The sequence below is a fragment of the Roseivivax jejudonensis genome (assembly GCF_900172265.1).
GTDB classification, from domain to species: Bacteria; Pseudomonadota; Alphaproteobacteria; order Rhodobacterales; family Rhodobacteraceae; genus Roseivivax; species Roseivivax jejudonensis.
The window spans coordinates 121,669-147,738 of record NZ_FWFK01000002.1; the positions used below are offsets into that span (position 1 = coordinate 121,669).

General features: G+C 68.4%; 21 protein-coding genes. 10 read left to right on the top strand and 11 right to left on the bottom strand.

Annotation, left to right across the window (positions count from 1 at the left end; translation table 11 throughout):
* Nucleotides 1-108: 108 nt before the first annotated feature.
* The 3 genes from ispG to hemA all read right to left on the bottom strand — a co-directional run bounded on the left by ispG (nucleotide 109) and on the right by hemA (nucleotide 4,419).
* A complete protein-coding gene (gene ispG / locus ROJ8625_RS05625) occupies nucleotides 109-1,242 on the bottom strand; it encodes a flavodoxin-dependent (E)-4-hydroxy-3-methylbut-2-enyl-diphosphate synthase (RefSeq protein ID WP_085790906.1) in 1,134 nt (377 codons plus the stop codon).
* Nucleotides 1,243-1,341: 99 nt separating this feature from the next.
* Entirely contained in the window at nucleotides 1,342-3,045 is a 1,704-nt protein-coding gene (locus ROJ8625_RS05630; protein WP_143535056.1) for a helix-turn-helix domain-containing protein, read from the bottom strand.
* 150 nt (nucleotides 3,046-3,195) lie between these two features.
* A complete protein-coding gene (gene hemA, locus ROJ8625_RS05635) occupies nucleotides 3,196-4,419 on the bottom strand; it encodes a 5-aminolevulinate synthase (protein WP_085790908.1) in 1,224 nt (407 codons plus the stop codon).
* Nucleotides 4,420-4,739: 320 nt separating this feature from the next.
* Between hemA and ROJ8625_RS05640 the strand changes: the two genes are divergently transcribed.
* Together ROJ8625_RS05640 and ROJ8625_RS05645 are read left to right on the top strand one after the other, a co-directional pair.
* A complete protein-coding gene (locus ROJ8625_RS05640) occupies nucleotides 4,740-6,110 on the top strand; it encodes a M20/M25/M40 family metallo-hydrolase (protein WP_085790909.1) in 1,371 nt (456 codons plus the stop codon).
* Nucleotides 6,111-6,271: 161 nt separating this feature from the next.
* Complete coding sequence (locus tag ROJ8625_RS05645) at nucleotides 6,272-6,799, top strand: hypothetical protein (protein ID WP_085790910.1); 528 nt, start codon at nucleotides 6,272-6,274, stop codon at nucleotides 6,797-6,799.
* Nucleotides 6,800-6,942: 143 nt separating this feature from the next.
* Here ROJ8625_RS05645 and choV read toward each other — a convergent pair whose 3' ends face one another.
* Together choV and choW are read right to left on the bottom strand one after the other, a co-directional pair.
* Complete coding sequence (gene choV, locus ROJ8625_RS05650; RefSeq protein WP_085790911.1) at nucleotides 6,943-7,971, bottom strand: choline ABC transporter ATP-binding protein; 1,029 nt, start codon at nucleotides 7,969-7,971, stop codon at nucleotides 6,943-6,945.
* Nucleotides 7,968-8,807 (bottom strand): choline ABC transporter permease subunit, encoded by an 840-nt coding sequence (gene choW, locus ROJ8625_RS05655; protein WP_143535057.1) that lies wholly within the window; start codon nucleotides 8,805-8,807, stop codon nucleotides 7,968-7,970. The genes choV and choW overlap by 4 nt, the downstream gene beginning before the upstream one ends.
* A gap of 136 nt (nucleotides 8,808-8,943) precedes the next feature.
* On the opposite strand from choW, the gene betI reads away from it, so the two are divergent.
* Nucleotides 8,944-9,549, top strand: coding sequence for a choline-binding transcriptional repressor BetI (gene betI, locus ROJ8625_RS05660; protein WP_085790912.1), 606 nt, complete (start codon nucleotides 8,944-8,946; stop codon nucleotides 9,547-9,549).
* A 672-nt stretch (nucleotides 9,550-10,221) separates the two neighbouring features.
* On the opposite strand, the gene ROJ8625_RS05675 is transcribed toward betI, so the two are convergent.
* On the bottom strand, nucleotides 10,222-10,971 hold the full coding sequence (locus ROJ8625_RS05675) for an RlmE family RNA methyltransferase (protein ID WP_085790914.1): 750 nt from the start codon (nucleotides 10,969-10,971) through the stop codon (nucleotides 10,222-10,224).
* A gap of 293 nt (nucleotides 10,972-11,264) precedes the next feature.
* Here ROJ8625_RS05675 and ROJ8625_RS05680 point away from each other — a divergent pair, with 293 nt between their 5' ends.
* A complete protein-coding gene (locus ROJ8625_RS05680) occupies nucleotides 11,265-12,338 on the top strand; it encodes a calcium-binding protein (RefSeq protein ID WP_085790915.1) in 1,074 nt (357 codons plus the stop codon).
* Between the two features lie 62 nt (nucleotides 12,339-12,400).
* Here ROJ8625_RS05680 and ROJ8625_RS05685 read toward each other — a convergent pair whose 3' ends face one another.
* Nucleotides 12,401-13,513 carry a Ppx/GppA phosphatase family protein gene (locus tag ROJ8625_RS05685; RefSeq protein ID WP_085790916.1) on the bottom strand — a complete coding sequence of 371 codons (1,113 nt, stop codon included), beginning with the start codon at nucleotides 13,511-13,513 and terminating at the stop codon, nucleotides 12,401-12,403.
* A gap of 187 nt (nucleotides 13,514-13,700) precedes the next feature.
* Between ROJ8625_RS05685 and ROJ8625_RS05690 the strand changes: the two genes are divergently transcribed.
* Genes ROJ8625_RS05690 through ROJ8625_RS05705 form a run of 4 tightly spaced genes read left to right on the top strand, consistent with a single transcriptional unit; the run spans nucleotide 13,701 to nucleotide 16,676 of the window.
* Nucleotides 13,701-14,000: a virulence factor gene (locus ROJ8625_RS05690; protein ID WP_085790917.1), complete on the top strand. Its 300-nt coding sequence runs from the start codon at nucleotides 13,701-13,703 to the stop codon at nucleotides 13,998-14,000.
* A 22-nt stretch (nucleotides 14,001-14,022) separates the two neighbouring features.
* Nucleotides 14,023-14,952 carry a methylenetetrahydrofolate reductase gene (locus ROJ8625_RS05695; RefSeq protein ID WP_085790918.1) on the top strand — a complete coding sequence of 310 codons (930 nt, stop codon included), beginning with the start codon at nucleotides 14,023-14,025 and terminating at the stop codon, nucleotides 14,950-14,952.
* A 9-nt stretch (nucleotides 14,953-14,961) separates the two neighbouring features.
* On the top strand, nucleotides 14,962-15,627 hold the full coding sequence (locus ROJ8625_RS05700) for an HAD family hydrolase (protein WP_085790919.1): 666 nt from the start codon (nucleotides 14,962-14,964) through the stop codon (nucleotides 15,625-15,627).
* Nucleotides 15,624-16,676: a methyltetrahydrofolate cobalamin methyltransferase gene (locus tag ROJ8625_RS05705; RefSeq protein WP_085790920.1), complete on the top strand. Its 1,053-nt coding sequence runs from the start codon at nucleotides 15,624-15,626 to the stop codon at nucleotides 16,674-16,676. The genes ROJ8625_RS05700 and ROJ8625_RS05705 overlap by 4 nt, the downstream gene beginning before the upstream one ends.
* Nucleotides 16,677-16,754: 78 nt before the next feature.
* On the opposite strand, the gene mfd is transcribed toward ROJ8625_RS05705, so the two are convergent.
* Together mfd and ROJ8625_RS05715 are read right to left on the bottom strand one after the other, a co-directional pair.
* Complete coding sequence (gene mfd, locus ROJ8625_RS05710) at nucleotides 16,755-20,234, bottom strand: transcription-repair coupling factor (RefSeq protein ID WP_234984180.1); 3,480 nt, start codon at nucleotides 20,232-20,234, stop codon at nucleotides 16,755-16,757.
* Between the two features lie 34 nt (nucleotides 20,235-20,268).
* Nucleotides 20,269-20,796: a component of SufBCD complex gene (locus tag ROJ8625_RS05715; protein ID WP_085790922.1), complete on the bottom strand. Its 528-nt coding sequence runs from the start codon at nucleotides 20,794-20,796 to the stop codon at nucleotides 20,269-20,271.
* A gap of 226 nt (nucleotides 20,797-21,022) precedes the next feature.
* On the opposite strand from ROJ8625_RS05715, the gene hemB reads away from it, so the two are divergent.
* Both hemB and ROJ8625_RS05725 read left to right on the top strand, forming a co-directional pair.
* Nucleotides 21,023-22,027 (top strand): porphobilinogen synthase, encoded by a 1,005-nt coding sequence (hemB, locus tag ROJ8625_RS05720; protein WP_085790923.1) that lies wholly within the window; start codon nucleotides 21,023-21,025, stop codon nucleotides 22,025-22,027.
* 130 nt (nucleotides 22,028-22,157) lie between these two features.
* Nucleotides 22,158-22,715 (top strand): lipid-binding SYLF domain-containing protein, encoded by a 558-nt coding sequence (locus ROJ8625_RS05725; protein WP_085790924.1) that lies wholly within the window; start codon nucleotides 22,158-22,160, stop codon nucleotides 22,713-22,715.
* Between the two features lie 310 nt (nucleotides 22,716-23,025).
* Here ROJ8625_RS05725 and scpA read toward each other — a convergent pair whose 3' ends face one another.
* A complete protein-coding gene (scpA, locus tag ROJ8625_RS05730) occupies nucleotides 23,026-25,161 on the bottom strand; it encodes a methylmalonyl-CoA mutase (protein ID WP_085790925.1) in 2,136 nt (711 codons plus the stop codon).
* Nucleotides 25,124-26,041, bottom strand: a complete 918-nt coding sequence (locus tag ROJ8625_RS05735; protein WP_085790926.1) for a hypothetical protein — start codon at nucleotides 26,039-26,041, stop codon at nucleotides 25,124-25,126. The genes scpA and ROJ8625_RS05735 overlap by 38 nt, the downstream gene beginning before the upstream one ends.
* Nucleotides 26,042-26,070: the final 29 nt, after the last annotated feature.

Genomic DNA, 26,070 nt, shown 5'->3' on the forward strand with positions numbered 1-26,070 from the left:
GCCGCGGCGCCCACGTGGCGTCGACGGGACCGGGGGCGCTGCCCCCGGACCCCCGGGGTTTTCCGGCAAGATGAAGATGCGACCGGGGCGCGTCGCGCCGGCGGTCGATCATTCGGCGGCTTCGGTCGCGGCCGCTTCGGCGGAGTCGATCTCGGCAGCCTTCTTTTCGACCTGCTCGACGATGTGGTCGATCATTTCGTCGTTCGACATGGCGTGCGATTTCTGGCCGGCGAGATAGACCATGCCGCGTCCGGCACCGCCGCCGGTGAATCCGACATCGGTCATCAGCGCCTCGCCCGGGCCGTTCACCACGCAACCGATGATCGAGAGCGACATCGGCGTGGTGATGTGGGCGAGCCGGTCCTCGAGGATCTCGACCGTCTTGATGACGTCGAAGCCCTGCCGCGCGCAGGACGGGCAGGAGATGATGTTCACGCCGCGATGGCGCAGGCCCAGCGACTTGAGGATCTCGTAGCCGACCTTGACCTCTTCGACCGGATCGGCGGAGAGCGAGACGCGGATCGTGTCGCCGATGCCCATCCACAGAAGATTGCCGAGGCCGATCGCAGACTTGATCGTGCCCGAGGTCAGTCCACCGGCCTCGGTAATGCCGAGATGGATCGGCGCGTCCGTCGCCTCGGCGATGCCCTGGTAGGCGGCGGCGGCAAGGAAGACGTCGGAGGCCTTCACCGAGATCTTGAACTCGTGGAAATCGTTGTCCTGCAGGATCCGGATATGTTCGAACCCCGATTCCACCATCGCCTCCGGACAGGGCTCACCGTATTTCTCGAGAAGGTGGCGTTCGAGGCTGCCGGCGTTGACGCCGATCCGCATGGAGCAACCGTGGTCGCGCGCCGCGGCGATGACCTCGCGCACGCGATCCTCGGAGCCGATGTTGCCGGGATTGATGCGCAGGCAGGCGGCGCCGGCCTCGGCCGCCTCGATGCCGCGGCGGTAGTGGAAGTGGATATCGGCGACGATCGGGACCGGGCTTTCGCGCACGATCTCCTTGAGCGCGCGGGAGGAATCCTCGTCGGGCACAGAGACGCGGACGATGTCGGCCCCGGCCTCCGCAGCGCGCTGGATCTGATCGACCGTGGCCCGGACATCGGTCGTGTCGGTGTTCGTCATCGTCTGCACCGAAATCGGCGCGTCGCCACCGACCGGCACCGAGCCGACCATGATGCGTCGTGCGCTGCGGCGATAGATGTTGCGCCAGGGGCGGACGTGGTTGAGGCTCATGGATCCTCCGTCGAGCGTCGCGAACGCGGGGCCCGGACCGGGCGCCGTTCTGCCACGTTAGCTAGCCGTTGGCGCGCACCGCTTCAACCGGCGCGACCGTCACTCCTGCGACCCGGCGCCGTCGGCGGAGGGCGCGCGGGCGTCGGGCGACGGGTTGAGCTCGGCCACGACCTTGCCCAGCACCGCGTTCTGGCTCGGATCGGCCGGCGACATCTCCTGCGTCACGCCGGCCACGGACAGCGCGAGGTTGTCCTCGATCTGGCCGACGCCGCCATAGGGCCCGAACGTGCGGCCGTTGACCGCGAAGTACACCGCGCCGGCATTGCCGGTGCGGATCGTGGGCGCCTGCTCGGTCGCGGGCACGTTGTAGGTGTCGCCGGGCTGCATCATGCTTTCGAAGATGGTGGCCCCGGCGGCGTCGCGCACGCGCACCCAGGTTTCGGCGGTGGCCAGCACGGTGACGCCGGGCGCGCCGTCCTCGAGCACTTTCGGCCCGGGGAGCGCGGGCTCGGGCTGTGCCGGTGCGGCGGCGGCGAGCGCGCGCGGCGTGGTCACCGGCGACGGCGCGGGGCGATCGAGGTTCAGTTCCGCCACGACGCGGGCAAGATCGTCATCGGTCGCCGGTGCAGCCACCGCGAAGCGCTCGGTCACCGCTTCCTCGGCGAGGGTGACGCCGGAAGTGACGGCCCCGCGGGGGCCGACCGGGCCGTAGGTCCGGCCCGCGACGGCGATGTAGATCGCGCCGGATTCGCCGGCGCGCAATTGCGGCGCCTCGGCGCCGGGCGCGGGCGCCCAGGTGTCGCCTGCGTTGAGGATCCCTTCGTAGAGCATCGCGCCTTCGGCATCGGTCACGCGCACCCAGGACGGTCGGACGGCGATGAGCGTCACGCCCTCTCGCGGGCCCGTGACCGGCGTGTTGCTGCCCTCGCCGCCGAGCACCTCGGCCAGCGTGGCCTCGATCGCCGACGTCGCATTGTTGGCGGTCTGCACGTTCGGCATGTCGTCACGACCGAGGCCGGCGAAGGCGCCGACGCGGGCGGGATCGAGCGTGGAGATCGGGGCGTCGCGCGCGACGAGGACCGGAACGTCGAGCGCCTGCGGACGGTAAAGTCGGTCGAGCGCCTCGTTCGAGGGCGGCGAGAAAACCCCCGCGCTCTCGACCGCCTCGGCCTCGTCCTCGGGCGCGGCCGGGCGGGCGGCGGCGACTGGATCGAGATCCGACAGGACGATCGGCGTCTGGTCGACCGGCGTGACCTGCACGCGCTGGATCTCCTGCAGGACGGTCCAGCCGCCGTAGCCGATGCCGCCGATCAGCGCGACAAGAACGAGCATGGAGCCGATGGCCCCGGGCTCGATCCGCGCAAAGAGGCCATCATTGGCGGGCGCGAAGGGCAGCGCGGGCTGCTTGAACGGATCGCGCGAGGCAGCCTTAGCCGCCGGTTCGGCCGGACGCTCCATGGGACGTTTGACCACCGACGCCTCGGCCGACATGCCGTGGGCGACCGAAAACCCGCTTTCGGCACAGAACGCCTGGAACGTCTCGTCCGGATCCATCCCGAGGTACCGGGCGTAGGAGCGCACGTAGCCGGCGATAAAGCCCGGCGTGTCGAAGGCGGACGGATCGCAGTTCTCGATCGCGGCGATGTAGGAGGCCTTGATCCGCAGCTCGCGCTGGACGTCGAGCAACGACTTGCCCATCGTCGCACGCTCGCCACGCATGACGTCGCCCAGGCGCAGATCAAAATCGTCGAAGCCGCGTGGCGATCCGCCCGCGGTATCGGCCTCGTTCTGCGGAGAAGTCATCCGCCAAGTCATTGCGGTTGCCCTGAAATCACCGTCGATTGTCCCGTGCCTGCGCCAGGCGCGTATCCCCGACCCTACGTCATGGCCGAGTCGCGCTCCTTATTGACCCGACATTAACATAGCATGCGTGATCCGACAGGATTTTGACGCTCAGGCGGAGAGTTCGGCGCGATTCAGCGCACAATGCGACCAAAGCTCGTCCATCGCGTTAACGAGATGGTCGATTTCCCGGGGGCCGTGTACCGGCGACGGCGTGAAGCGCAGCCGCTCGGTTCCGCGCGGCACCGTCGGGAAATTGATCGGCTGGACGTAGATGCCGTAGCCGTCCAGCAGCATGTCCGACAGCTGCTTGGTGTGGACCGGATCGCCGACGATGACGGGAACGATGTGACTGCCGTGATCGATCAGCGGCAGGCCCATCGCCTTAAGCCGGGTCTTGAGGATGGTGGCCTGCGTCTGATGCCGCTCGCGAAGGGCCCGGTCCTGTTTCAAATGCGCGACCGAGGCGGCGGCCCCAGCCGCGACCGCGGGCGGCAGCGAGGTGGTGAAGATGAAGCCCGGCGCGTAGGACCGGATCGCGTCGCACATCCGGGCCGATGCCGCGATATAGCCGCCCATGACGCCGTAGGCCTTGGCCAGCGTACCATTGATGATGTCGAGACGGTGCATCAGGCGATCGCGCTCGGCCACACCGCCGCCACGAGGGCCGTACATGCCGACGGCGTGCACCTCGTCGATATAGGTCAGCGCGCCGAATTCGTCCGCGAGATCGCAGATCGCCTCGATCGGGCCGAAATCGCCGTCCATCGAATAGACGGACTCGAAGGCGATGAGCTTCGGCGCGGCGGGGTCGTCGGCTTCCAGCAATTCACGCAGATGCGCGACATCGTTGTGACGAAAGATGCGCTTGGCGCCGCCGTTGCGGCGAACGCCCTCGATCATCGAGGCGTGGTTCAGCGCGTCGGAATAGATGATGAGACCGGGAAAGAGCTTCGGCAGGGTCGAGAGCGTCGCGTCGTTCGCGATGTAGGCGGAGGTGAACAGCAGCGCCGCCTCCTTGCCGTGAAGATCGGCCAGCTCGGACTCCAGTCGTTTGTGATAGACCGTGGTGCCGGAGATGTTGCGGGTGCCCCCCGAGCCGGCGCCGGTGGCATCCACGGCCTCGTGCATTGCCTCGAGCACCGCCGGATGCTGACCCATGCCGAGGTAGTCGTTGCCGCACCACACGGTGATCGGCGTTTCCGACCCGTCGGGCTTGCGCCATGTTGCATGGGGAAAATGGCCGCGCTTGCGTTCGATGTCGATGAACGTCCGGTACCGGCCCTCTTCGTGGAGTCGGTCGATGGCCTGGTCCAGTTGCGCGTTGTAGTCCACGCCGCGTCTCCCACTTCTGTCGTCGTGCCGCCCGCCTCCGGTCCGGCACCGCCCGCCGTTTCGGGCGTTTCTTCCGGGTATGTCGTGCATATAGAGCACACCGTATCCGAACAACCGCCTAACCGATGACCGAAGGTCGCATCATTGACCTATGTCATACCCGCGCCGCGCCTTTCGGAAACCCGTGGCCGCTGCCGCGACGGCACTCTGGAGGATTCGTCGCTGACGAGGCGGAGCGCGGCAGCGCCCTGCCCCGCTGGACACTGCGCGGGGCCTTGCTACCGTCGGCGCGACTTCTCCGGCCTGAAAGGATTTTCCGCATGTCGACCGACGCCGTGCTTGCCCGAATCGATGCCGACCTGCCCGCCGCGACCGAGCGGCTGTTCGAATTGCTCCGGATCCCGTCGATCTCGACCGATCCAGCCTATCGCGATGCCTGCCGGAGCGCGGCGGAGTGGCTGGTTGCGGATCTCGCCTCGATCGGGGTGGATGCCTCGTTGCGCGACACGCCGGGCCACCCGATGGTCGTCGGTCATGTCGAGGGCGACGGTCCGCACGTCCTGTTCTACGGGCATTACGACGTGCAGCCGGTCGACCCGCTCGAGCTGTGGGACCGCGATCCGTTCGACCCCGCGATCGAGAACACCGAGCACGGCCAGGTGATCCGCGCGCGCGGTGCCTCCGACGACAAGGGCCAGTTGATGACCTTCGTCGAGGCGTGCCGCGCCTTTCACGCGGAGCATGGGCGCATGCCCTGCCACATCACCTTCTTCTTCGAGGGTGAAGAAGAGTCCGGGTCGCCCTCCCTCGTGCCGTTCCTCCATGAGAATGCCGAGGAATTGCAGGCGGATATCGCTCTTATCTGCGACACAGGCCTGTTCGACGCAAAGACGCCTGGCATCGTCACCATGCTGCGCGGTCTGCTGGGAGAGGAGATCGAGATCCAGGGGCCGACGAAAGACCTTCACTCGGGGTTCTTCGGCGGCGCGGCGATGAACCCGATCCGGGTGCTCACGCGAATCCTCGGCGCGCTGCACGACGATGACGGCCGCGTCGCGGTCCCGGGGTTCTACGACGGCGTGCCGGACCTCGACCCGGCCCTGCGCAGCCAGTGGGACGGTCTCGGCTTCGACGCCGCGGCATTTCTTGGCGGTGTCGGCCTTTCGGCGCCCGCCGGCGAACGCGACCGTACCCCGCTCGAACAGATCTGGTCGCGCCCGACGGCCGAAATCAACGGCATCCACGGCGGCTATACCGGCGCGGGCTTCAAAACGGTGCTGCCGGCGCGCGCATCGGCCAAGGTGAGCTTCCGGCTCGTCGGGTCGCAGGACCCCCACGCGATCCGCGAGAGCTTTCGCGACTGGGTGCGCGCCCAGGTGCCTGACGATTGCAAGGTGACGTTCCACGGCCACGGGGCATCACCCGCCTCGGTCATGTCGACCGACCATCCTGCGTTCGAGCGGGCGCGGCAGGCCCTGAGCGCCGAATGGCCTGGCGAGGCGGCATTCGTCGGCGCCGGCGGCTCGATCCCGGTTGCCGGTCACTTCAAGACGATCCTGGGCATGGATGCGATGCTGATCGGGTTCGCACAGTCGGATGACCAGATCCATTCGCCGAACGAGAAGTATGACGTCGACAGCTTTCACCGGGGGATTCGCAGCTGGGCCCGCATCCTCGACGCGCTGCAGTAACGGTTGTCGTCGCCGATGCGTAATTCGCGCAGAATTTGTGGCGAAGCGCACCTGATCGTGGCGCGCTTCGCCGCAATTTCACATAAAATGCGGGTCTTCGGGCCCGAAGCAGCCCGCTACTGACCACTATGGCGCCACAATGCTTAAGGATAGTTTCTCTCATGAGATACTCGATCCGAAAGCAGACGCGGCAGGACTTCGACGCACGGGTGCGTCGGCTTGATCCGCATTACGCGCGCACCGGACAGAGCTCCGGTGCCGCAAAGTCCCGCAACCGGTCTCCGTTGGTCTGGAGCGTGTTCGGCTTCGTGTGGATCTACGTGACCGCAAGCGTGGCCCGCAACCAGGCCTTCCTTCGCGACAGTCTTGCCCAGGGCAACCTGTCGTCGGACGCGCAATACGCGGTGATGGCGGGCCTTGGCGCGATGCTCGCGATCAGCGCGGTGATGGTCCTGTGGCACCTGTCGCGCGTTCTGGTGCGCCGACGCGAACGCCGCGGCGCGAGCACGCCGATCCTCTGCGGCGGCGCGCTGGCGCTGGCGCTGTGCTACACCCCGCCGAGCGTACTGGAGAACGGCCTTCAGATGCTGGATCCGAACACGTCCAAGCTTCTGCGCACGGCGCAGAACACCGTGTCGGACGGGATGGGCATCGACCTCGGTTCGGTAAGCTTCACCTCGCTCAACTGATCTTGACCTTCCGGGTGAGGCATTTTGTGCAGGGCGTTGATCTCGCGCCATATTGCCGTCCTGTCGACGGCCTGCATTGAAAACCTTTCGCATACGCTTCCGGCTTGGTGTCGCGCTTTCCCGAGGAGCGATACCCGCCGCGGTCAGCCGCCCGGCGATGCGAGCCGGCGCACGAGTCCGGTGGCGCTGACCTGACCGGCGAGCGTGTCGCCGCGCGTCACTCCAACTAGATCTGCACCATTCGCGAGTTTCTCCATGACCTCGGTCACCGGGCAATCGTCGGGCACGGTGATTTGGGGCGTTGCGCCGGTCACGGGCTCCATGACGTCGCGGGCACACAGAACGCCGAGCGGGTTCATGTGCGCAACGAACTCCGCTACGTAGTCATCTGACGGATATGCATAAATCTCTTCGGGTCGACCGCATTGCACGATGCGCCCGCCTTCCATGATCGCGATCCGATTGCCGATCTTGAAGGCCTCGTCGAGGTCGTGACTGACGAACAGGATCGTCTTCCTCATCTCGCGCTGCAGTTCCAGCAACTCGTCCTGCAGCTTGGTGCGGATCAACGGATCGAGGGCCGAGAACGGCTCGTCCATCAGCAGGATCGGCGCATCGGTCGCAAAGGCGCGCGCCAAGCCCACCCGTTGCTGCATGCCGCCCGAAAGCTCGGCCACCTTGCGGTCGCCCCACCCGTCGAGCCCGACGAGGCCGAGCTGCCGGTCGACACGCTCTGTACGGTCGGTCCTCGACATGCCGCCGAGTTCCAGCCCCAGCCCCACATTCTCGCGCACGGTGCGCCACGGCAGCAGGCCGAATTGCTGGAAGACCATCGCCACACGGTTGAGCCGCACCCAGCGCAGGTCCTCGTCGGACGCATTGGTGACGTCGATCATGTGCCCACCGGCATTGACCTCGACCTTGCCGCGCACGACCGGGTTCAGCCCGTTCACCGCGCGCAGAAGGGTCGACTTGCCCGAGCCCGACAGCCCCATGAGCACGACGATCTCGCCCTCGGCGACATCGACAGAACAATCGTGCACGCCCAGCACCTGGTCCGTACGCTGCTGGATCGTCGGGCGGTCGAGGCCTTCGTCCATCAGCGGAAGTGCTTCCTGAGGGGCGTTCCCGAAAACGATGGAAACGTTGTCGATTTTCACCGCGGTGCTCATTTGCGGCCTCCCACGTTCAGCATCCGGTCGAGCATGATGGCGACCACCACGATGACGAACCCGCTCTCGAAGCCGAGCGCGGTGTTCACCTGGTTGAGCGCCCGCACCACGGGCACGCCGAGGCCGTCCGCGCCCACCAGCGCAGCGATCACCACCATCGACAACGACAGCATGATGGTCTGGTTGAGCCCGGCCATGATCTGCGGAAAGGCGCTCGGCAATTCGACCTTCCACAGCACCTGGCTGTCGGTCGCGCCGAAGGCCCGCGCCGCCTCGAGCAGTGGCTGCGGCGTCGACGACACGCCGAGATAGGTCAGGCGGATCGGCGCCGGTACGACGAAGATGACCGTCGCCATCAGCCCCGGCACCATGCCGATGCCGAAGAACACGATGGCCGGGATCAGGTAGACGAAGGTGGGCAGCGTCTGCATCAGGTCGAGGACCGGCCGGATCGCCGTGTAGAGGCGCGGCCGGTGCGCGGCCGCAATGCCGATCGGCACGCCGATGCCCATGCACACCACACAGGCGGCCAGGACCAGCGTCAGGCTTTCCAGCGTCTCTTCCCAGTAATCCTGGTTGAGGATGAAGAGGAACCCGAGCGCCACGAAGAGCGCGACCTTCCAGCTGCGCTGCAGCGCATAGGCGATCGCCACGAAGACCGCGATGACGAAGAACGGGTGCGGCGTCTCCATCGCCCACAGCACACTGTCGATCAGCGCTTCCATGGCCCGCGCGAGCGCATCGAGAAGCCAGCCGCCGTAGGTGCGGATTGCGTCGAAGACGATTTCCGCCCCCGTTCCCACCGGGATCTTGTACTCTGTCAGCAATTCAAGCACGGCGTCTCCTCGTCCGCACGGAGTGCGCGCCGCGCCGGCGGCCCAAGGCTCCGCGTCCGATTATTGATTGACGAGTCAATTAATGGCCCGGTAAGCTCATCCCTGCAACCGCTAAGTTTTCAAGGTTTCCAACGCCATGGCAAAAGAGATCGAGCGTCGGCGCGACCTGATCGCCGCGACGATCCGCGAGATCGGGGCGCAGGGAACGCTCAACGTCACGGTCGGCCAGATCGCCAAGCGCGCCGGCGTGTCGCCCGGTCTGGCGTTTCATTATTTCGGCGACAAGGAGGCGCTGTTCCTCGCCGCGATGCGGTGGATCCTGCGCGACTACGGGCTCCAGGTACGCGCGGCGCTCGCCGCCGCCGACGGCCCGGCCGAACGGCTCGACGCGGTGATCGAGGCCAATTTCGCCGAAAGCCATTTCCGCGACGGCGCCGTGGCCGCGTGGCTGAACTTCTACGTCCTCGCACAGCGCTCGACAGAAGCCGCGCGGCTTCTCGCGCTCTACCACAGGCGGCTGCATTCCAACCTCGTGCACGATCTGCGACCGCTGGCCGGAGCGGAAGCGGCGGCGGGCATCGCGGTACGGCTCGCCGCGCTTATCGACGGGCTCTACCTGCGGTTTGCGCTGGCCCGCGACGCGGTCGAGGCCGCGCCTGCCGCAGCCGAGGTGCGCGCAGCGCTCTCGATCGAGCTCGCGGCGGTCGCGGCGCCGACCCCGCGCAGCGCCGCGAGATCGTAGCCGTACCAGTCGAGGATCTCCTCCGCCGCGACCAGCCGTTCGCCGGGTTGTCCCGTCCGGTCCAGCACGAAGGCCCACCCTCCGCCGGGATCGCCGAGCGCGACCGTGCGGGTATCCGCGTCGAGCCAATGCACCCAGAGCGGCCGGCCACCGACGGCAAACCGGCCGGGTCCGGTTTCAACCAGGTCATAGGCTTGGCCTGCGATCCTCATGCGGCCCGGCGCGAACTCGACAGGGGCGCCCGGCGGAACGCCCGCTCCCTCCACGACCACCCAGCGCCCGATCAGCCGGCCCTGGTCAGCGTCGACCTGCGCGCCAACCGGCGCCGACGGGTCGCGCAAACCCGCCACGGGCGCGGGCGCGTCGGCGTCGGGCCCTGCCCGGCCGCAGGCCATAAGGCCGAGCGCGAGGCACAGCGCCGCGAAAGCGCCCCGGTTCCGGCACGCTGTCACCCGCATCGGCGGAGATCCTTGCAATCAAGAAGTGCACCGAAGCACGGAGAGCGGCCGGCGATGAGCGACAGCGAGGACGAAACGCGGCGCCGCCGCGCGCGAAGCCGGCTCTTCGCGCTCCATGCCCGGGCGCATGCCGCCGCGGTCACCCCTCGGCCGACCGACCGCGCGCCGCGGCCCGACGAGGCCCGCGCCTTCCTCGATCGCGCGCTCGCGTCGCTCACGCCGCCGCCCCGTCCGGATCGTCCGGCGCGTCGGCCTCCGACCGGCCCCTGAAGCCCCGCGCCACAACGAATTTTTCGGACGAATCCGCGCGCGACGCCGGCGGCTTCACGTTGGCCACGGTGTCGAAGCGTTGCTTGAGCAGGGTCTGAAGCCCGGTTTCCGCACCGCCGGCCAGCACCTTCGCGACGAAGGTTCCGCCTTCTTCAAGCACGTCGAAGGCCAGTTCTGCCGCCGCCTCGCACAGCGCGACGATCCGCAGGTGATCGGTCTGCTTGTGGCCCGACGACGATGCCGCCATGTCCGACATGACAACGTCGGCGCGGCCGCTCAGCCACGCCTTCACCTTGTCGTCGGCGCCGTCCTCCATGAAGTCGAGCTGGTGCAGTTCGGCCCCGGCGATCGGCTCGACCTCCTGCAGGTCCACACCGATCACCCGACCCTGCGCCTTGCCGGACTTCTCGCCAAGCGCGTTGGTTCGCGCGACCGCCACCTGGCACCATCCGCCGGGCGCGCAGCCGAGATCGACCACACGGGCTCCGGGGACGAGAAACCGATATTTCTCATCCAGTTCGAGGATCTTGAACGCTGCGCGGCCGCGATAGCCCTCGGCCTGCGCGCGCTTGACGTAGGGATCGTTCAGCTGACGCTGCAGCCAGCGTGTCGATGACAGCTTGCGCCCGCGTGCGGTCTTGACCTTGACCTTGAGGTCGCGCTGGCCGCGACCCGACGATTTCTTGCCCGCCACGAGCGCCTCCTGCGGTTTCGAGGCCTCATAGCAGAGGCCCGCGGCGCGGGGAACCGGCCGCGTGTCCCGGCAAAGTGCGCCGCACTCCTCCGGACTCAACGATTTGTTAAGCGTTCGGGCCGATTGACGGGGCGTGCGTCGTTCCCGCGCGGCCCGTCTGTATCCGGCTGCCGTCGCGGGGGCGGCGCTGCGACATCGGGCGTGACACACCCGCAAACACGACAGGACATCGCGGCCGGAGTTCTCCGGCACGCAAGGTCACGGACCTGCTTTCATCTGCCTTGGGGGCTTTCATGGCACGGATCAACGGAACCAGCGACAACGAAGACATCATCGGCACGGCGGGCGAGTTCAACGCGATCGCCGGCAACGCCGGAGACGACTACATTCTGGGGCGCGGGCTCGGCGACTTGCTGCTCGGCGGCCCGGGCAAGGATACGGTGCTCGGCGCGAACGGCGATGACGAGCTCTACGGCTCGCAGGACGACGACACCGTGATCGGCGGCAGCGGTGACGACACGATTGCGGGCGATCGGGGCGACAACCTCCTGATCGGCGGCAACGGCGACGACACGTTCGTCATCAACGCGGCGATCCTCGGCGACGGCTACGACACGATCGCCGATTTCGACGCGGGCCGGGTCCTGCGCGCGATGACCTACCAGGACAGCCTTCTGATCAAGAACGTCACCGACAACACGATCAACCTGGCCCAGAGCCAGAGCGGCACCATTACCGTGAGCATCGACGAGATCCCGGTGGCGACGATCGTCGGGTCCGCCGGCGCCGTCACGGCGGCACAGGTCGCCTCGGTCCTGTCCTTCACCGGCGCGCCGGGTCTGCTGACCACGAACATCAACGGAACGGCCGGCGACGACACGATCGAAGCCGCGGCCGGGTTCGACAACATCATCGCCGGCAATGCCGGGAACGATGCGATCATCGGGGCCGCGCTGGCCGATGTGTTGCTCGGCAATGCCGGCGCGGACACGATCCGCAGCGGGGTCGGCGACGACACGCTCTTTGGCAGCGAAGATGCCGACCGCCTGTTCGGAGAGGCCGGCGACGACGCGCTCGACGGCGATCTGGACGACGATTGGCTCTTCGGCGGGAGCGGTGCCGATACGCTCACCGGCGGGACCGGCGCGGACATTTTCTTCTTTCGGTCCGACGGGTTGGACGGCGCAGCGGATGTCATCACCGACTACGACGCGGCCGCGGGCGACGTGATCGAGATGAGCGGCATCGCGCCCGCCGGCACCGTGCTGACTCAGGCCGGACCCGACGCCGAGCTTTTGGTCGATGGGCAGCCCGTGGCATCGCTGACCGAGACTTTGGCGGGCGACGTCGTCCTCGATTTCACCTGACGCATCGGGAGGCAGCCCCTTGCCCTACGGGTCGCCGTCCTGCGGGATGCCACGCCGTTCGTTCAGAACGGGCCGTCCTCCAGCACGCCCTCGGCCGACATCTGCGCGTAGAGCAATCCTTCGCGCAGACCCCGATCCGCCACCGACAGGCGATCCGTCGGCCAGCAGCGCAACAACGCCTGCAGGATAGCCGCACCGGACATGATCAATGCCTGCCGGTCCTGCCCGATGCGCGGGTCGCGCCGGCGACCGACCGGACCCATCTCGAGGTATTTGCGGATCACCGCCTCGATCTGGTCCGAAGTCATTCGCAAGCCATCGACCTTCGTGCGGTCGTAGCGTTTCAGCCCCAGATGCGAGGCCGCGACCGTCGTGACGGTGCCGGACGTTCCGACGATCTGGAAGCCTTCGCGCTCCTGCTCGTCCTTGTATGGCGCGAATTCGGCGAGGTTTTCCTCGAAGAACCACGACATCAGCGCGTAGCGGGCCGCGTCGTCCTCCACGTCGGAGAACTGATCGCGCAGCGTCGCGACGCCGAGCGGAACCGAGATCCAATCCACCACCTTGGCCGCCGGGAACGGGCTTTCCACGGTGTGGAACCCGGCATGCAGGCGCATGATCGCGCGCGGCCGGTCGCGGTTCGGCACCGACGAGAGGTCGATCCAGACGAGCTCGGTCGAGCCGCCGCCGATATCGACGACGAGGAGCTGTTCGGTGCGGGTCGACACCAGCGGCGCGCAGGAGATCACCGCAAGGCGGGCCTCCTCCTCCGGCTGGATGATCTCGAGCGACAGCCCGGTCTCCCGCTCCACGTGCTTGATGAAGGTGCGCGCGTTCTGAGCGCGGCGGCAGGCCTCCGTCGCGACGAGGCGCATCCGCTTCACGCCGTGGCGCTTGATCTTCTGCTGGCACACGCGCAGAGCCGCGACGGTCCGGCCCATCGACGCACGCGACAGGCGGCCCGTCCGCTCGAGCCCGTGGCCGAGCTGCACGGATTTGGAGAAGCTGTCCACCACGTGGAACTGACTGCCCTTCGGCTGGGCAATCAGCATCCGACAGCTGTTTGTTCCCAGATCCAGAGCGGCATACAGCTCGCTCGGGTCGGGCTTCGCGGGTGCAGTGCTCTCGACCGGTTTCGGGAAAGCGCCCGCACCTCCGGGACGCTTTGGCGCCATGATCTCGTGCGCCTTTCCGATGTCAACTTGAGGTCACGATACGCCCCGGCCCCGACGCGCGCAAGCCTGATGGCATGGGGCGCGGACGGCGCGCGTCGGGTCGCGGGCAGCGTCGCGATGGTCGGAAACGGGCGCGTCGGATGCCGGCGCCCGGCATAGGCTCGTCGTCAATTCAGGAGAACGGTCCATGCCCGACGTCACCATCGTCTACTGGCGCGACATTCCGGCGCAGATCATCGTCGGCCGCGGCCGCAAGGCGGTCAAGCGCCCCCTGCCGGAGCGGTTCGAACAGGCGATCGACCGGGCCGCGATGGCCTCCGGCGCTGCCGGCACCGACGCCTACCTGTCCGAATGGCGCCGCGCCGCGCCCTACGTCGCCGTCGGGACCGACGACGACGCCGTGGCAGAGGCCGAGGCCGCGCGCCTCGCCGCCGCCTTCGATATCGGCCGCCTCGCGGATCTCGCGCGGAACGGCGGCCACGCCTGATGCCCTCGACCGGAGACGTGCGATGACCCTCCTGCCCTTTTCGCGTCGCGCCGCAGGCCGGCCGCGCCCCGGTTCCGACGCGGCACTTGCCGCCATGGCCGCGACCGCGTCGGTCGAGGTGATGCCGCGCACCCTGGCGAAGGTCGAGGACCTCCCTTCGCTCCTGCCGCGCGGCACCCGCGTCTACATCGCCCATATCGACGGCACCTCGATCGAGGACATGGTCGCCGCAGCGGCCCGCCTCTCGGCGGACGGCTACACCGTCATGCCGCACTTCCCCGCCCGCATCATCGCCGACACGGCGACTCTGGATGACTGGATCCGCCGCTACCGCGACGACGCCGGGGTGAGCGAAGCTCTCCTGCTTGCCGGCGGTGTCGCGACCCCGCACGGCGCATTCCATTCGTCGATGCAGCTGCTTGAGACCGGGCTCTACGACAAGCACGGCTTCACTCGGCTGCACGTCGCCGGTCACCCCGAGGGTAACCGCGACATCGACCCCGACGGCGGCGACGCCGCGGTGATGGAGGCGCTGCGCTGGAAACAGGCGTTCGCCGAGCGGTCGGACGCGGAGATGGGGATCGTCACGCAATTCGCCTTCGAAAGCGAACCGCTCATCGCCTGGGCCGACCGCCTGCGCGACGCGGGCATCACCATGCCGATTCATCTCGGCCTCGCCGGACCGGCCAAGCTGCAGACTCTCGTGCGGTTTGCCGTGACCTGCGGCGTCGGCCCGTCGCTGCGCGTGCTGCAGCGCCGCGCGGCGGATGTGACCAAGCTGGTCAAGCCGTTCGAGCCGACAGCGCTCGCGGCCGAGATCGCGGCGGCGCCCCGGCCGAACATCGCCGGGCTGCACCTGTTTCCGCTCGGCGGCATCGCGGCGACGGCCACGTGGCTGGCGCAGATGCGCGGCGACGACGCGGCGCGCGCGGCGCAGCGCGGCGGCGTCTGAGCCCCGGACATGCCGCCTGCACTTCTCTTCGATCTCGACGGCACGCTTCTGCACTCCGATCCGCTCCACGTGGCGGTCTTCATCGAGCTTTATGCCGAGCGCGGCCGCCACATCGATCAGACCTACTACCTCAAGCAGATCCACGGCCGGCAGAACGCCGAGATCTTCTCGCGCGATTTCCCGCAGGAGGATCCGCAGGCGCTGTCCGAGGAAAAGGAAGCGCGGTTCCGCGCCCGCCTGCCCGCCCGGGTCGATCCGATGCCCGGGCTCGGGGCGCTGCTCGACCGGGCCGAGGCCGCCGGCGCGCGCATGGCGGTGGTGACGAACGCGCCGCGCGCCAACGCGCTGGCGATGCTGGGCGCGATCGGCGCGACCGATCGGTTCGAGGCGCTGGTGGTCGGCGACGAATGTGCCCGCGCCAAGCCCGATCCGACGCCCTACCGCGTCGCGATGGAGACGCTCGGCGTGCGCCCCGAGGACGCCATGGCCTTCGAGGACAGCCCGTCGGGCCTGCGCGCGGCGCGCGGCGCAAGCGCCTTCGTCGTCGGCCTGCGCTCTTCGCTGCCGCACGACCGCCTGATCGAAGCCGGCGCCCACGCTTCGATCTCGGATTTTTCAGACCCCGCGCTCGATCCCCTTCTCGAGACCCGTTTCAAGACCGGAGCCCCGCAATGACCCGCACCCTTCTGCATTCCGCGACCCAGACCGCGATCATCGGCTTCGATCAGCCCTTCTGCGTGATCGGCGAGCGGATCAACCCGACCGGCCGAAAGGCGCTCGCCGCCGAGCTCGAGGCCGGCGATTTCTCGACGGTGGAACGGGACGCGCTGGCGCAGGTCGCATGCGGGGCGACGGTTCTCGATGTGAACGCCGGCGTGGTCTACAACTCCAACCCCAACCCCAACGAGACCGAGCCGCCGCTGATGCGCCAGATGATCGAACTGGTCCAGGGTCTCGTGGACGTGCCGCTCTGCATCGACAGCTCGGTGCCTGCGGCACTCGAGGCCGGGCTCGAGGTCTGCGCGGGGCGCCCGCTCGTCAACTCGGTGACCGGCGAGGAAGAGCGGCTGGAGCGGATCCTGCCGCTCGTGAAGAAATACGACGTGCCGGTCGTGGCGATCTCCAACGACGACAGCGGCATTTCGGAGGATCCCGAGGTCCGCTTTGCGGTGGCCAAGAAGATCGTGGAGCGCGCCGCCGACCACGGGATCGCGGCGCACGACATCGTGGTCGATCCGCTGGTCATGCCGGTCGGCGCGATGGCAACGGCCGGGCTGCAGGTCTTCGCGCTGGTGCGCCGCCTGCGCGACGAGCTTGGCGTGAACACGACCTGCGGCGCCTCGAACATCTCGTTCGGTCTGCCGCACCGGCACGGTATCAACACCGCGTTCCTGCCGATGGCAATGGCGTCGGGCATGACCTCGGCCATCATGAACCCCTGCGCCCTGCCGCTGTCGCCGGCGAAGATCGCTGCGAAACGGGCCGAGTTCGAGGCGGCGGGCGTCATCCTGCCCGACGGACTGGACGACGAGGCGTTCTGCCAGATGTTCAACCTCGGCTCGACGCAGGCACGGCCCGGGGCCGAGATGACGGCCATCCGTGCCGCGAACTTCCTGACCGACAACGATCCCTCCGGAGCGGCCTGGATCCAGCACAACCGCCCGCCGGCCGAGCCCGGCGCTGCCGCAGGCGGCCGGGGCGGACGCCGTCGGCGGCGCGCCTGAGGGATAATGGAAGAACGCCGCACGCCCGGTCCGCCGGACGCGCGGCTCGGACTTCGCCCACCGCCTGAAGTCAGGCCGTCAAGCCTCTGCCTTCGCGGCCTTCTTTTCCGCCTTGACCTTCTCGGCCAGATCCCGGGCGATCGCGAACGCACCCTGGATCTTGTCGCGGTCCCGCTTCCAGTCGCGGCGGACGACGATCTTGTTGTCCTTGACCTTGGCCAGCCCGTCCTGGGCCTTGATGAACTCGACGAGGCCCTGCGGCGAGGCGAACTTGTCGTTGTGGAACTGGATCGTCGCGCCCTTCGGCCCGCCGTCGAGCTTGGCGATCCCGGCCCGCTTGCACATGGCTTTGATCCTCACCACCAGGAGCAGCGTGTTCACCTCTTTCGGCAGCTTGCCGAAGCGGTCGATCAGCTCGGCGGCGAAGCCTTCCAGTTCCACCTTGGTCGTCAGTTCGGACAAACGGCGGTAGAGGCCGAGCCGCACGTCGAGATCGGGAACGTAATCCTCGGGGATCAGGACCGGCACGCCCAGATTGATCTGCGGCGCCCATTGATCGCTGCCGACATCCGGCAGGCCGTCGGTCTCTCCGGCGCGGATCTTGGCGATCGCCTCTTCCAGCATCGACTGGTAAAGTTCGTAGCCGACCTCGTGCATCTGGCCGGACTGCTCTTCGCCGAGAAGGTTGCCCGCGCCGCGGATATCGAGATCCTGCGAGGCGAGCGTGAATCCGGCTCCGAGCGTGTCGAGCGAGCCTAGAACGCGCAGCCGCTTTTCGGCCGTGGCCGTCAGTTTCGCCCGCGGCTTCGTCGTCAGGTAGGCATAGGCCCGCGCCTTGGACCGTCCGACCCGGCCGCGGATCTGGTAGAGTTGCGACAGGCCGAACATGTCGGCGCGGTGCACGACCATCGTGTTGGCCGACGGAATGTCGAGCCCGGACTCGACGATCGTCGTCGCCAGCAGCACGTCGTACTTGCCGTCGTAGAACGCGTTCATGCGATCATCGAGCTCGCCCGCCGCCATCTGGCCGTGCGCCACGACGTAGCTCAGCTCGGGCAACTGCTCTTTCAGAAACTCCTCGAGCTCCGGCAGGTCCTTGATCCGCGGACAGACATAGAAGCTCTGCCCGCCGCGATAATGCTCGCGCAGAAGCGCCTCGCGGATCGTCACCGGGTCGAACTCGGACACGTAGGTGCGGATCGACAGGCGATCGACCGGCGGCGTGCCGATGATCGACAGGTCGCGCACGCCGGTCAGCGACATTTGCAGCGTGCGCGGAATCGGCGTCGCTGTCAGCGTCAGGACGTGCACGTCCGAGCGAAGCGCCTTCAGCCGCTCCTTGTGACTCACCCCGAAATGCTGCTCCTCGTCGACGATCAGCAGGCCGAGATTGTTGAAGCGCACGTTCTTCGACAGCAAGGCGTGGGTGCCCACGACGATATCGACCGTGCCCTTCGACAGCCCCTCGCGGGTCTGGTGCGCCTCTTTCTGCCCGACGAACCGGGACAGGCTGCGCACCTCGAGCGGGAAGCCTCGGAACCGCTCGGCGAAGCTCTTGATATGCTGCCGCGCAAGCAGTGTCGTCGGCGCGATCACGGCCACCTGCACGCCCGACATGGCCGCGACAAAGGCCGCGCGCATCGCCACTTCGGTCTTGCCGAAACCGACATCGCCCACGATCAGGCGATCCATCGGATGCCCTGATTGCAGGTCGGCCATCACGTCCTCGATGGCGCGAAGCTGGTCGTCGGTTTCCTCGTAGGGGAACCGCGCCGAGAACGCGTCCCACGCGCCGGGCGGCGGGTCCATGATCGGCGCCTTGCGCAGCGCGCGTTCCGCGGCGATCCGGATGAGCCGGTCGGCCATCTCGCGGATGCGTTCCTTGAGCCGTGCCTTCTTGGCCTGCCATGCGCCGCCGCCGAGCTTGTCGAGAAGCCCCTCTTCGTGACCGTACTTCGACAGCAGCTCGATGTTCTCGACCGGCATGTAGAGCCGTGCGCCCTCGGCGTACTCGAGGAGCAGGCACTCGTGCGCCGCGCTGGCCGCGGTGATGACCTCCATCCCCTTGAAGCGTCCGATCCCGTGGTCGACGTGCACCACCAGGTCGCCGGGGCTCAGCGCCTGGACCTCGGTCAGGAAGTTCTCGGCCCGCCGCCGTTTCTTCGGCTGGCGGATCAGCCGGTCGCCCAGGACGTCCTGCTCGGAGATCACGGTCAGGCGGCGGTCGCCGAACGGGCCCTCGAAGCCGTGCTCGAGCGCCCACACCGCGAGGTGCAGCCCGCGCTTGCCGATGCGCGTGCCGTCCGTGATCGGGATGGCTTCGCTCAGGCCCTCGTCCGAGATCAGTCCTTCGAGCCGCTCGCGCGCGCCTTCGGAATACGACGCGACGACCACCGGACCGGCTTCGAGCTTCGCGCGAACATGATCGGCGAGCGCGCTGAAGAGGTTCACGTTTTCCTGCTGGCGCTCGAGCGAGAACGATTTCCCGATGCGTCCGCCAGCGTCGGTCACGCCAGGCCCGCTGGCCTGTTCGAGCGGGTGGAAGCGCACCACGCGCCGATCCGCCACGGCCGCGTCCCACGCGGCCTCGTCGAGATAGAGGTTTTCGGGCGGGCACGGCTTGTACACGGTGTCGGACTTGCGGTCCTTCATCGCGTGTACGCGCGTTTCGTACTGATCGACGATCGACTCCCAGCGCGCGATGTGCTGCGGGCGGGTCTGGTCGTCGCAGGTGACCGGGGCGCCGGGCAGGTAATCGAAGAGCGTCTCGAGCCGTTCGTGGAAGAACGGCAGCCAGTGCTCCATGCCCTGATGCTTGCGCCCTGCGCTGACCGCCTCGTAGAGCGGGTCGTCGGATCCGGCGGCGCCGAACTCGATCCGGTAGGACTGCCGGAAGCGGCGGATCGCCGCCTCGTCGAGGATCACCTCCGACACGGGCGCCAGCTCGACACGGTCGAGCGTTTCGGTCGTGCGCTGGCTGCCAGGGTCGAAGCGGCGCGCCCCGTCGAGCACGTCGCCAAACAGGTCGAGCCGGACCGGGCCGCCCTCGCCCGGCGGGTAGACGTCGATGATCCCGCCGCGGATCGCGTAGTCGCCGGGCTCCAGCACGGTCGGCGCCTGCGAAAAGCCCATCCGCACGAGGAAGCTGCGCAGCGCATCCTCGTCGATGCGCCCGCCCACGTCGGCGACGAATGCCGCCTCGCGCAGCACATCGCGCGCGGGAATGCGCTGCGTCGCCGCGTTGAGCGTCGTCAGAAGCACGAAGCGGCGAGGCGCGCCGTGCACCAGCGCGGCCAGCGTCGCCATCCGCGCCGCCGAGATGTCGGCATTGGGTGACACGCGATCGTAGGGCAGACAGTCCCATCCGGGAAAATGCAGCACCGGCATGTCGGGCGCGAAGAACGCGAGCGCATCGCGCATCTGCGCGAGCCGCTTGTCGTCGCGCGCGACGTGGATCACCGGGCCGTCGCGCGCCTCGTCGAGCACGAGCGTGGCATCGAAACCCTCGGGCGCGCCGCCCTTGGTGACATGAGATTTCTGGGAGGTCTGGGCAGCCATGGCCCGCGTCATTTGGGCCATGGCCCGGGCTGCGTCAACTGCCGAACGGGCCTACCGTCATGTTCATGAACATGCCCCACATCGTGGTGACAAGCACCGACAGGATCCCGATGGCCTGGACCGCGACGCGATGCCGCGCCAGCATGCGCCGCAGATCGCGGCCGCTCGCCGCCTGCGCGCGCAGACGCGCCGCCGTGCGCACCGACAGGAGCGCCACGAGCGACATCGGCATGCCGAGCAAAAAGAGCGCCTGCGCGATCTCGAGCCAGAAGCCGAAGCCGAGCACGGCCAGCGTGGTCAGGACGAACGAGCCGACGATCACGAGGATCAGACCGGCCTCTTCGGCGATCAGCAGGATGCGGTTCACGTTGATGCGCACGAGATCCTCGAGATCGCGCTCGGCCACCCCGCCGAGTCGTCCCGCGCGTCCGACCATGTCGAAGGGAACGCCGAGAACCCAATGGCTCGCGGTCGACCACATCACGGCAAGGGCGATCCAGAACCAGAGATTGGAGAAGGATCGCATGTCGATCACTTCGAAGATCGTATCGTACCAGTCCACGCCGGCTCCGCTGTCTTTCCTGTCGCCCGGTCCCGCCGCGCCCGGACGACGCCTTGTCCGACGAGCCTTGGCCGATGCGCCGCGGGAAGACAAGAATGCCGCGCCCTGCGGACCGGATTTGCCCCGCGCCGGGGCGAAAGGGGCACGCGGGAAGCGCCCGGGGCTTGCGCCCACGCGCCCGCACACCCATCGTCCGGCGCGGATCGACACCCAGAGGACTTTCGCCATGCAGCCCGTTCAAGCGCCCTTCCCCGCGACCCGCTTCCGCCGCACCCGCGCCTCTGCGCCGATGCGCGCGCTGGTGCGCGAGGGCAGCCTCGCGCCGTCGGACTTCATCTGGCCGGTCTTCGTCCGCGACGGCGACAACCTCAGCGAGGACATTGCGTCGATGCCCGGTGTCGCGCGGCTGTCGGTCGACCGGGTGGTGGCCGCAGCGCGCGAGGCCGCGAGCCTCGGCATCCCGGCGATCTGCCTGTTCCCCTACACCGATCCGGCGAAAAAGACGAAGGACTGCGCCGAGGCGTGGAACCCCGACAACCTCTCGAACCGCGCGACCCGGGCGATCCGCGAGGCCGGGATCGACATCGCGGTGATGACAGACGTGGCGCTCGATCCGTACAACATCGACGGACAGGACGGCTTCGTGCGCGACGCGGACGGCTACGTCGTCAACGACGAGACGGTGGAGGCCCTGGTCCGGCAGGCGCTGAGCCAGGCCGCGGCGGGCGCGGACATCATCGGGCCGTCGGACATGATGGACGGGCGCATCGGCGCGATCCGCGCCGCGCTCGAGGCCGAAGGGCATCGCAACGTGGCGCTCCTGAGCTACGCCGCGAAATACGCCTCGGCCTTCTACGGGCCGTTTCGCGACGCGGTGGGCGCCTCGGGCGCGCTGAAGGGCGACAAGACCACCTACCAGATGGATCCGGCGAACGGCGACGAGGCGCTTCGGCTCGTGGCGCGCGATCTTTCGGAAGGGGCGGACATGGTCATGGTGAAGCCCGGGATGGCCTATCTCGACATCTGCCGGCGGGTGAAGGACGCCTTCGGCGCGCCCACCTTCGCCTACCAGGTCTCGGGCGAATACGCGATGCTGGCCGGCGCGGCCGCCAACGGCTGGCTCGACGGCGACCGGGTCATGCTCGAGAGTCTGACCGCCTTCAAGCGCGCGGGCTGCGACGGCGTGCTGACCTACTTCGCCCCGGCGGCCGCGCGGCTTCTCAACGGGTAGCGGTGTCCCGCTCAACGGCCCCAACCAGAGGTGACAATCCGCCGAAGACCGGGTACCTTCCACGGGCAACCGGCAGGAAATCGCCGGGCACGAGGCAGTCAGACACACGGCGGAGCGGAGCGGTACATTCATGGGCAACATCACACGGCGCGGGCTCGTCCTGGGCGTCGGCGCGGCACTCGCGCTGGCAGCGTGCAACAACGGCGTGGGCAGCACGGGGCCCCAGCGCATCGATGCTCGGGTCGACGCGACGCTTGCCGCGCTCTACCGGCAATATCCCGGCACCCAGCAACTGCGCGACAAGTCGACCGGCATTCTGGTGATGCCGCTGGTGACCGAGGCGGGACTCGGGCTCGGCGGCGCCTACGGGCGCGGCGCGTTGCGGGTCAACGGCGCAACGGTCGACTACTACTCCACCACCCGCGCCTCGGCCGGCCTGCAGATCGGCGCACAGCAATATGCGCACGTCCTGTTCTTCATGACCGAGAGCGCGCTGACGAACTTCCGCCGCTCGCCCGGCTGGACCGCGGGCGCCAACGTGGAATACGCGATCCCCGAGGGCGGCGAGACACTGGCGGCCGAAACGCTGACCTCCACCTCGCCGGTCATCGCGGTGATCTTCGGCCAGTCCGGCCTGCGCGCGGGCGCGACCGTCGAAGGCACCAAGTACACCCGCATCATTCCCTGATCCGTTCCGGATCCGGCAGCGCGGGCGCCTTGGGCGCCCGCACGTGTCTGGCCCGGCCCGCGCGGGGCGCGGCTCGGTCCGACGAGAGGGCGCGGCCCTCTCTTGGCCTGCGGCCAATTCACTCCCGGGGTTTTCCGGCAAGATGAAGTGCCGGCCGGCGGCGCCCACAGGTGTCGGCGGCAGCTGCGCCGCGCTCAGGCGGCCGTCTTGCACCGCGCCGCGCTCAGGCGGCCGTCTTGCACAGCGCCGCGCTCAGGCGGCCGTCTTGCACAGCGCCGCGCTCAGGCGGCCGTCTTGCACAGCGCCGCGCTCAGGCGGCGACGCGCGCCTCGCGGATGAGGCGGAGGATGTCCTGCGCGGCCTCGGGGATGTTGGTGCCCGGCCCGAAAATCGCCTTGACGCCGGCCTTCTGGAGGAAGGCGTAATCCTGCTGCGGGATCACCCCGCCGCAGATCACAAGGATGTCCTCGGCGCCCTGGGCGCGCAGCGCCTCGATCAACTGCGGTGCGAGCGTCTTGTGCCCGGCGGCCTGCGACGAGATGCCGATGACGTGGACGTCGTTGTCGACGGCGTCCTGCGCGGCCTCCTCGGGCGTCTGGAAGAGCGGGCCCACGTCCACGTCGAAGCCGATATCGGCGAAGGCGGTCGCGATGACCTTGGCGCCGCGGTCGTGGCCGTCCTGGCCCATCTTGACCACCAGCATCCGGGGGCGGCGGCCTTCCTCCTCGGCAAACTCCTCGACCGCCTTCTGGATCGCGGCGAAGCCCTCGTCGCCCTCGTATGCGGCGCCGTAGACCCCGGCGAGCGTCTTCACCTCGGCCCGGTGACGGCCGAACACCTTTTCCATCGCCATCGATATCTCTCCGACCGTTGCGCGCGCCCGCGCGGCCTCGACCGCGGCGGCGAGCAGGTTTCCGTCCTCGCGGGCGACACGCTCCAGTTCGGCCAGCGCCGCGTCGCAGGCCGGCTGGTCGCGGGTCTCGCGGATGCGTTTCAGCGCCGCGACCTGGCTGTCGCGCACCACCGAGTTGTCGATGTCACGGATGTCGAGATCGTCCTCCTTGGCGCGGCGGTACTTGTTGACCCCGACGATGACGTCCTCGCCGCGGTCGATCATCGCCTGGCGGGTCGCCGCGGCCTCCTCGATCCGGAGCTTGGGCATGCCCGAGGCCACGGCCTTGGTCATGCCGCCCATGCCGTCGACCTCTTCGATCAGGTCCCATGCCTTTTCGGCAAGGTCGTGGGTGAGTTTCTCGACGTAGTAGGAGCCGGCGAGAGGATCGACGACGTTGGTGACGCCGGTTTCCTCCTGCAGGATCAGCTGGGTGTTGCGCGCGATCCGGGCCGAGAAATCGGTGGGCAGCGCGATCGCCTCGTCGAGGGCGTTGGTGTGCAGCGACTGGGTGCCGCCGAGAACGGCCGACATAGCCTCGTAGGCGGTGCGGATGACATTGTTGTAGGGATCCTGCTCGGACAGGGACACGCCGGAGGTCTGGCAATGGGTGCGCAGCATCTTGGAGCGCGGGTTCTGCGCGCCGAGATCGGTCATGATCCTGTGCCAGAGCATCCGCGCCGCCCGGAGCTTGGCCGCTTCCATGAAGAAGTTCTTGCCGATGGCAAAGAAGAAGGACAGCCGGCCGGCGAAGCGGTCGATGTCCATGCCGCGCGCGACGGCGGTCTCGACGTATTCCTTGCCGTCGGCGAGGGTGTAGGCGAGTTCCTGCACGAGGTTCGCGCCGGCCTCCTGCATGTGGTAGCCCGAGATCGAGATGGAGTTGAAGCGCGGCATCTCGTTCGAGGTGTACTCGATGATGTCCGCGATGATCCGCATCGAGGGTTCGGGCGGATAGATGTAGGTGTTGCGGACCATGAACTCCTTGAGGATGTCGTTCTGGATGGTTCCCGAGAGCACCGACGCGTCGTGGCCCTGTTCCTCGCCGGTGACGATGAAGCTGGCGAGGACCGGGATCACCGCACCGTTCATGGTCATCGAGACCGACACCTGGTCGAGCGGGATGCCGTCGAACAGGACCTTCATGTCCTCGACCGAGTCGATGGCGACGCCCGCCTTGCCGACGTCGCCGACGACGCGCGGGTGGTCGCTGTCGTAGCCGCGATGCGTGGCGAGGTCGAAGGCCACCGAAACGCCCTGCTGTCCCGCGTCGAGCGCGCTGCGGTAGAAGCGGTTGGACTCCTCTGCCGTGGAGAAGCCCGCGTACTGGCGGATCGTCCAGGGGCGGCCGGCATACATCGTGGCCTTCACGCCGCGGGTGAACGGTTCCAGCCCCGGCATGGAGCCCAGATGCGGCAGACCCTCGATATCCTCCGCGGTGTAGAGGGGCTGGATGTCGATCCCCTCCAGCGTTTTCCATGTCAGGTCATCGATCGAGCGGCCCTTGAGCTCTTTCTCAGCCAGAGCCTTCCAGTCGGTCTTGGTCACCGGCATCGTCTTGTCCTCTTCTGTCCGCCGCCGACGTCGCGGTCTGCGCCGCGCGGGCCGGATCGGCATCCTCCACATACCGCGCGAGGCCGTCGGCACCCGCGCGCAACCAATAGAGATCGTCGCGATAGGCCTCGCGCATGGACGCCGCGGCCGCGTCCGGGATCGGCGCCCAGCGGCCGTCCCGCAGGCAGGGCGCGGCCGGGTGGCCGGCGTCCGAAAGGTCTGCCGCGAGCACGGCAGACGACGGCGCACGGTTGGCCCGGAACGCGCCCGGCGCGGCGCGCGGCGGGACCGGATCGGCGGTGAGCGCGGCCATCAGCGCGTCGGGCGCATCGGCGAAGCGTTCGAACGGGGTCACGACGATCGCGGTGTCCGGCAGCGCGCAGGCGAGGTCCGTCACCACGTCGCGCCAGCTGCGCCGCGCCGCGACGATCGCGGCGAGCGCCACGGGATCCGGCGGCGGCGCGGAACGGGTCACGAGATAGGCGAGCAGCGAGGTCCACCAGCTGTCCTGCGCGCGGATCTGCAATACCGCGCGGGTCGGCCGGAACGCCGCGCCAAGGCGCGCCATCCGCTCCCCGATATCGGGATAGAGCCTGCGCGCCCGCAGGCATGCGCGCGGCGTGCCGATCATGTTCTCGTCGCTGACGACGAGGCAGCGGGTTCCGCGCGCCGCCTCCGCCGCGCTGGCAAGGCGCACCCGGCCGACGTCGCGCGGACGGGCCGTGCGCGCGGCGACATTGTGAAGCAGCCCGGTGCGCGTGCGCCGCGGATCCCACACCGTCACCCCACGGGCCGCCAGCGGGGCCGCGACGGAGCGGGCGTAGCACTGGAACGAGGTCGAGGCACTGCGATGCGCCCCGAGGTGCAGAACGACGTTCATGTCGGGCTCCCGGCTGATGCGCTCGGGAG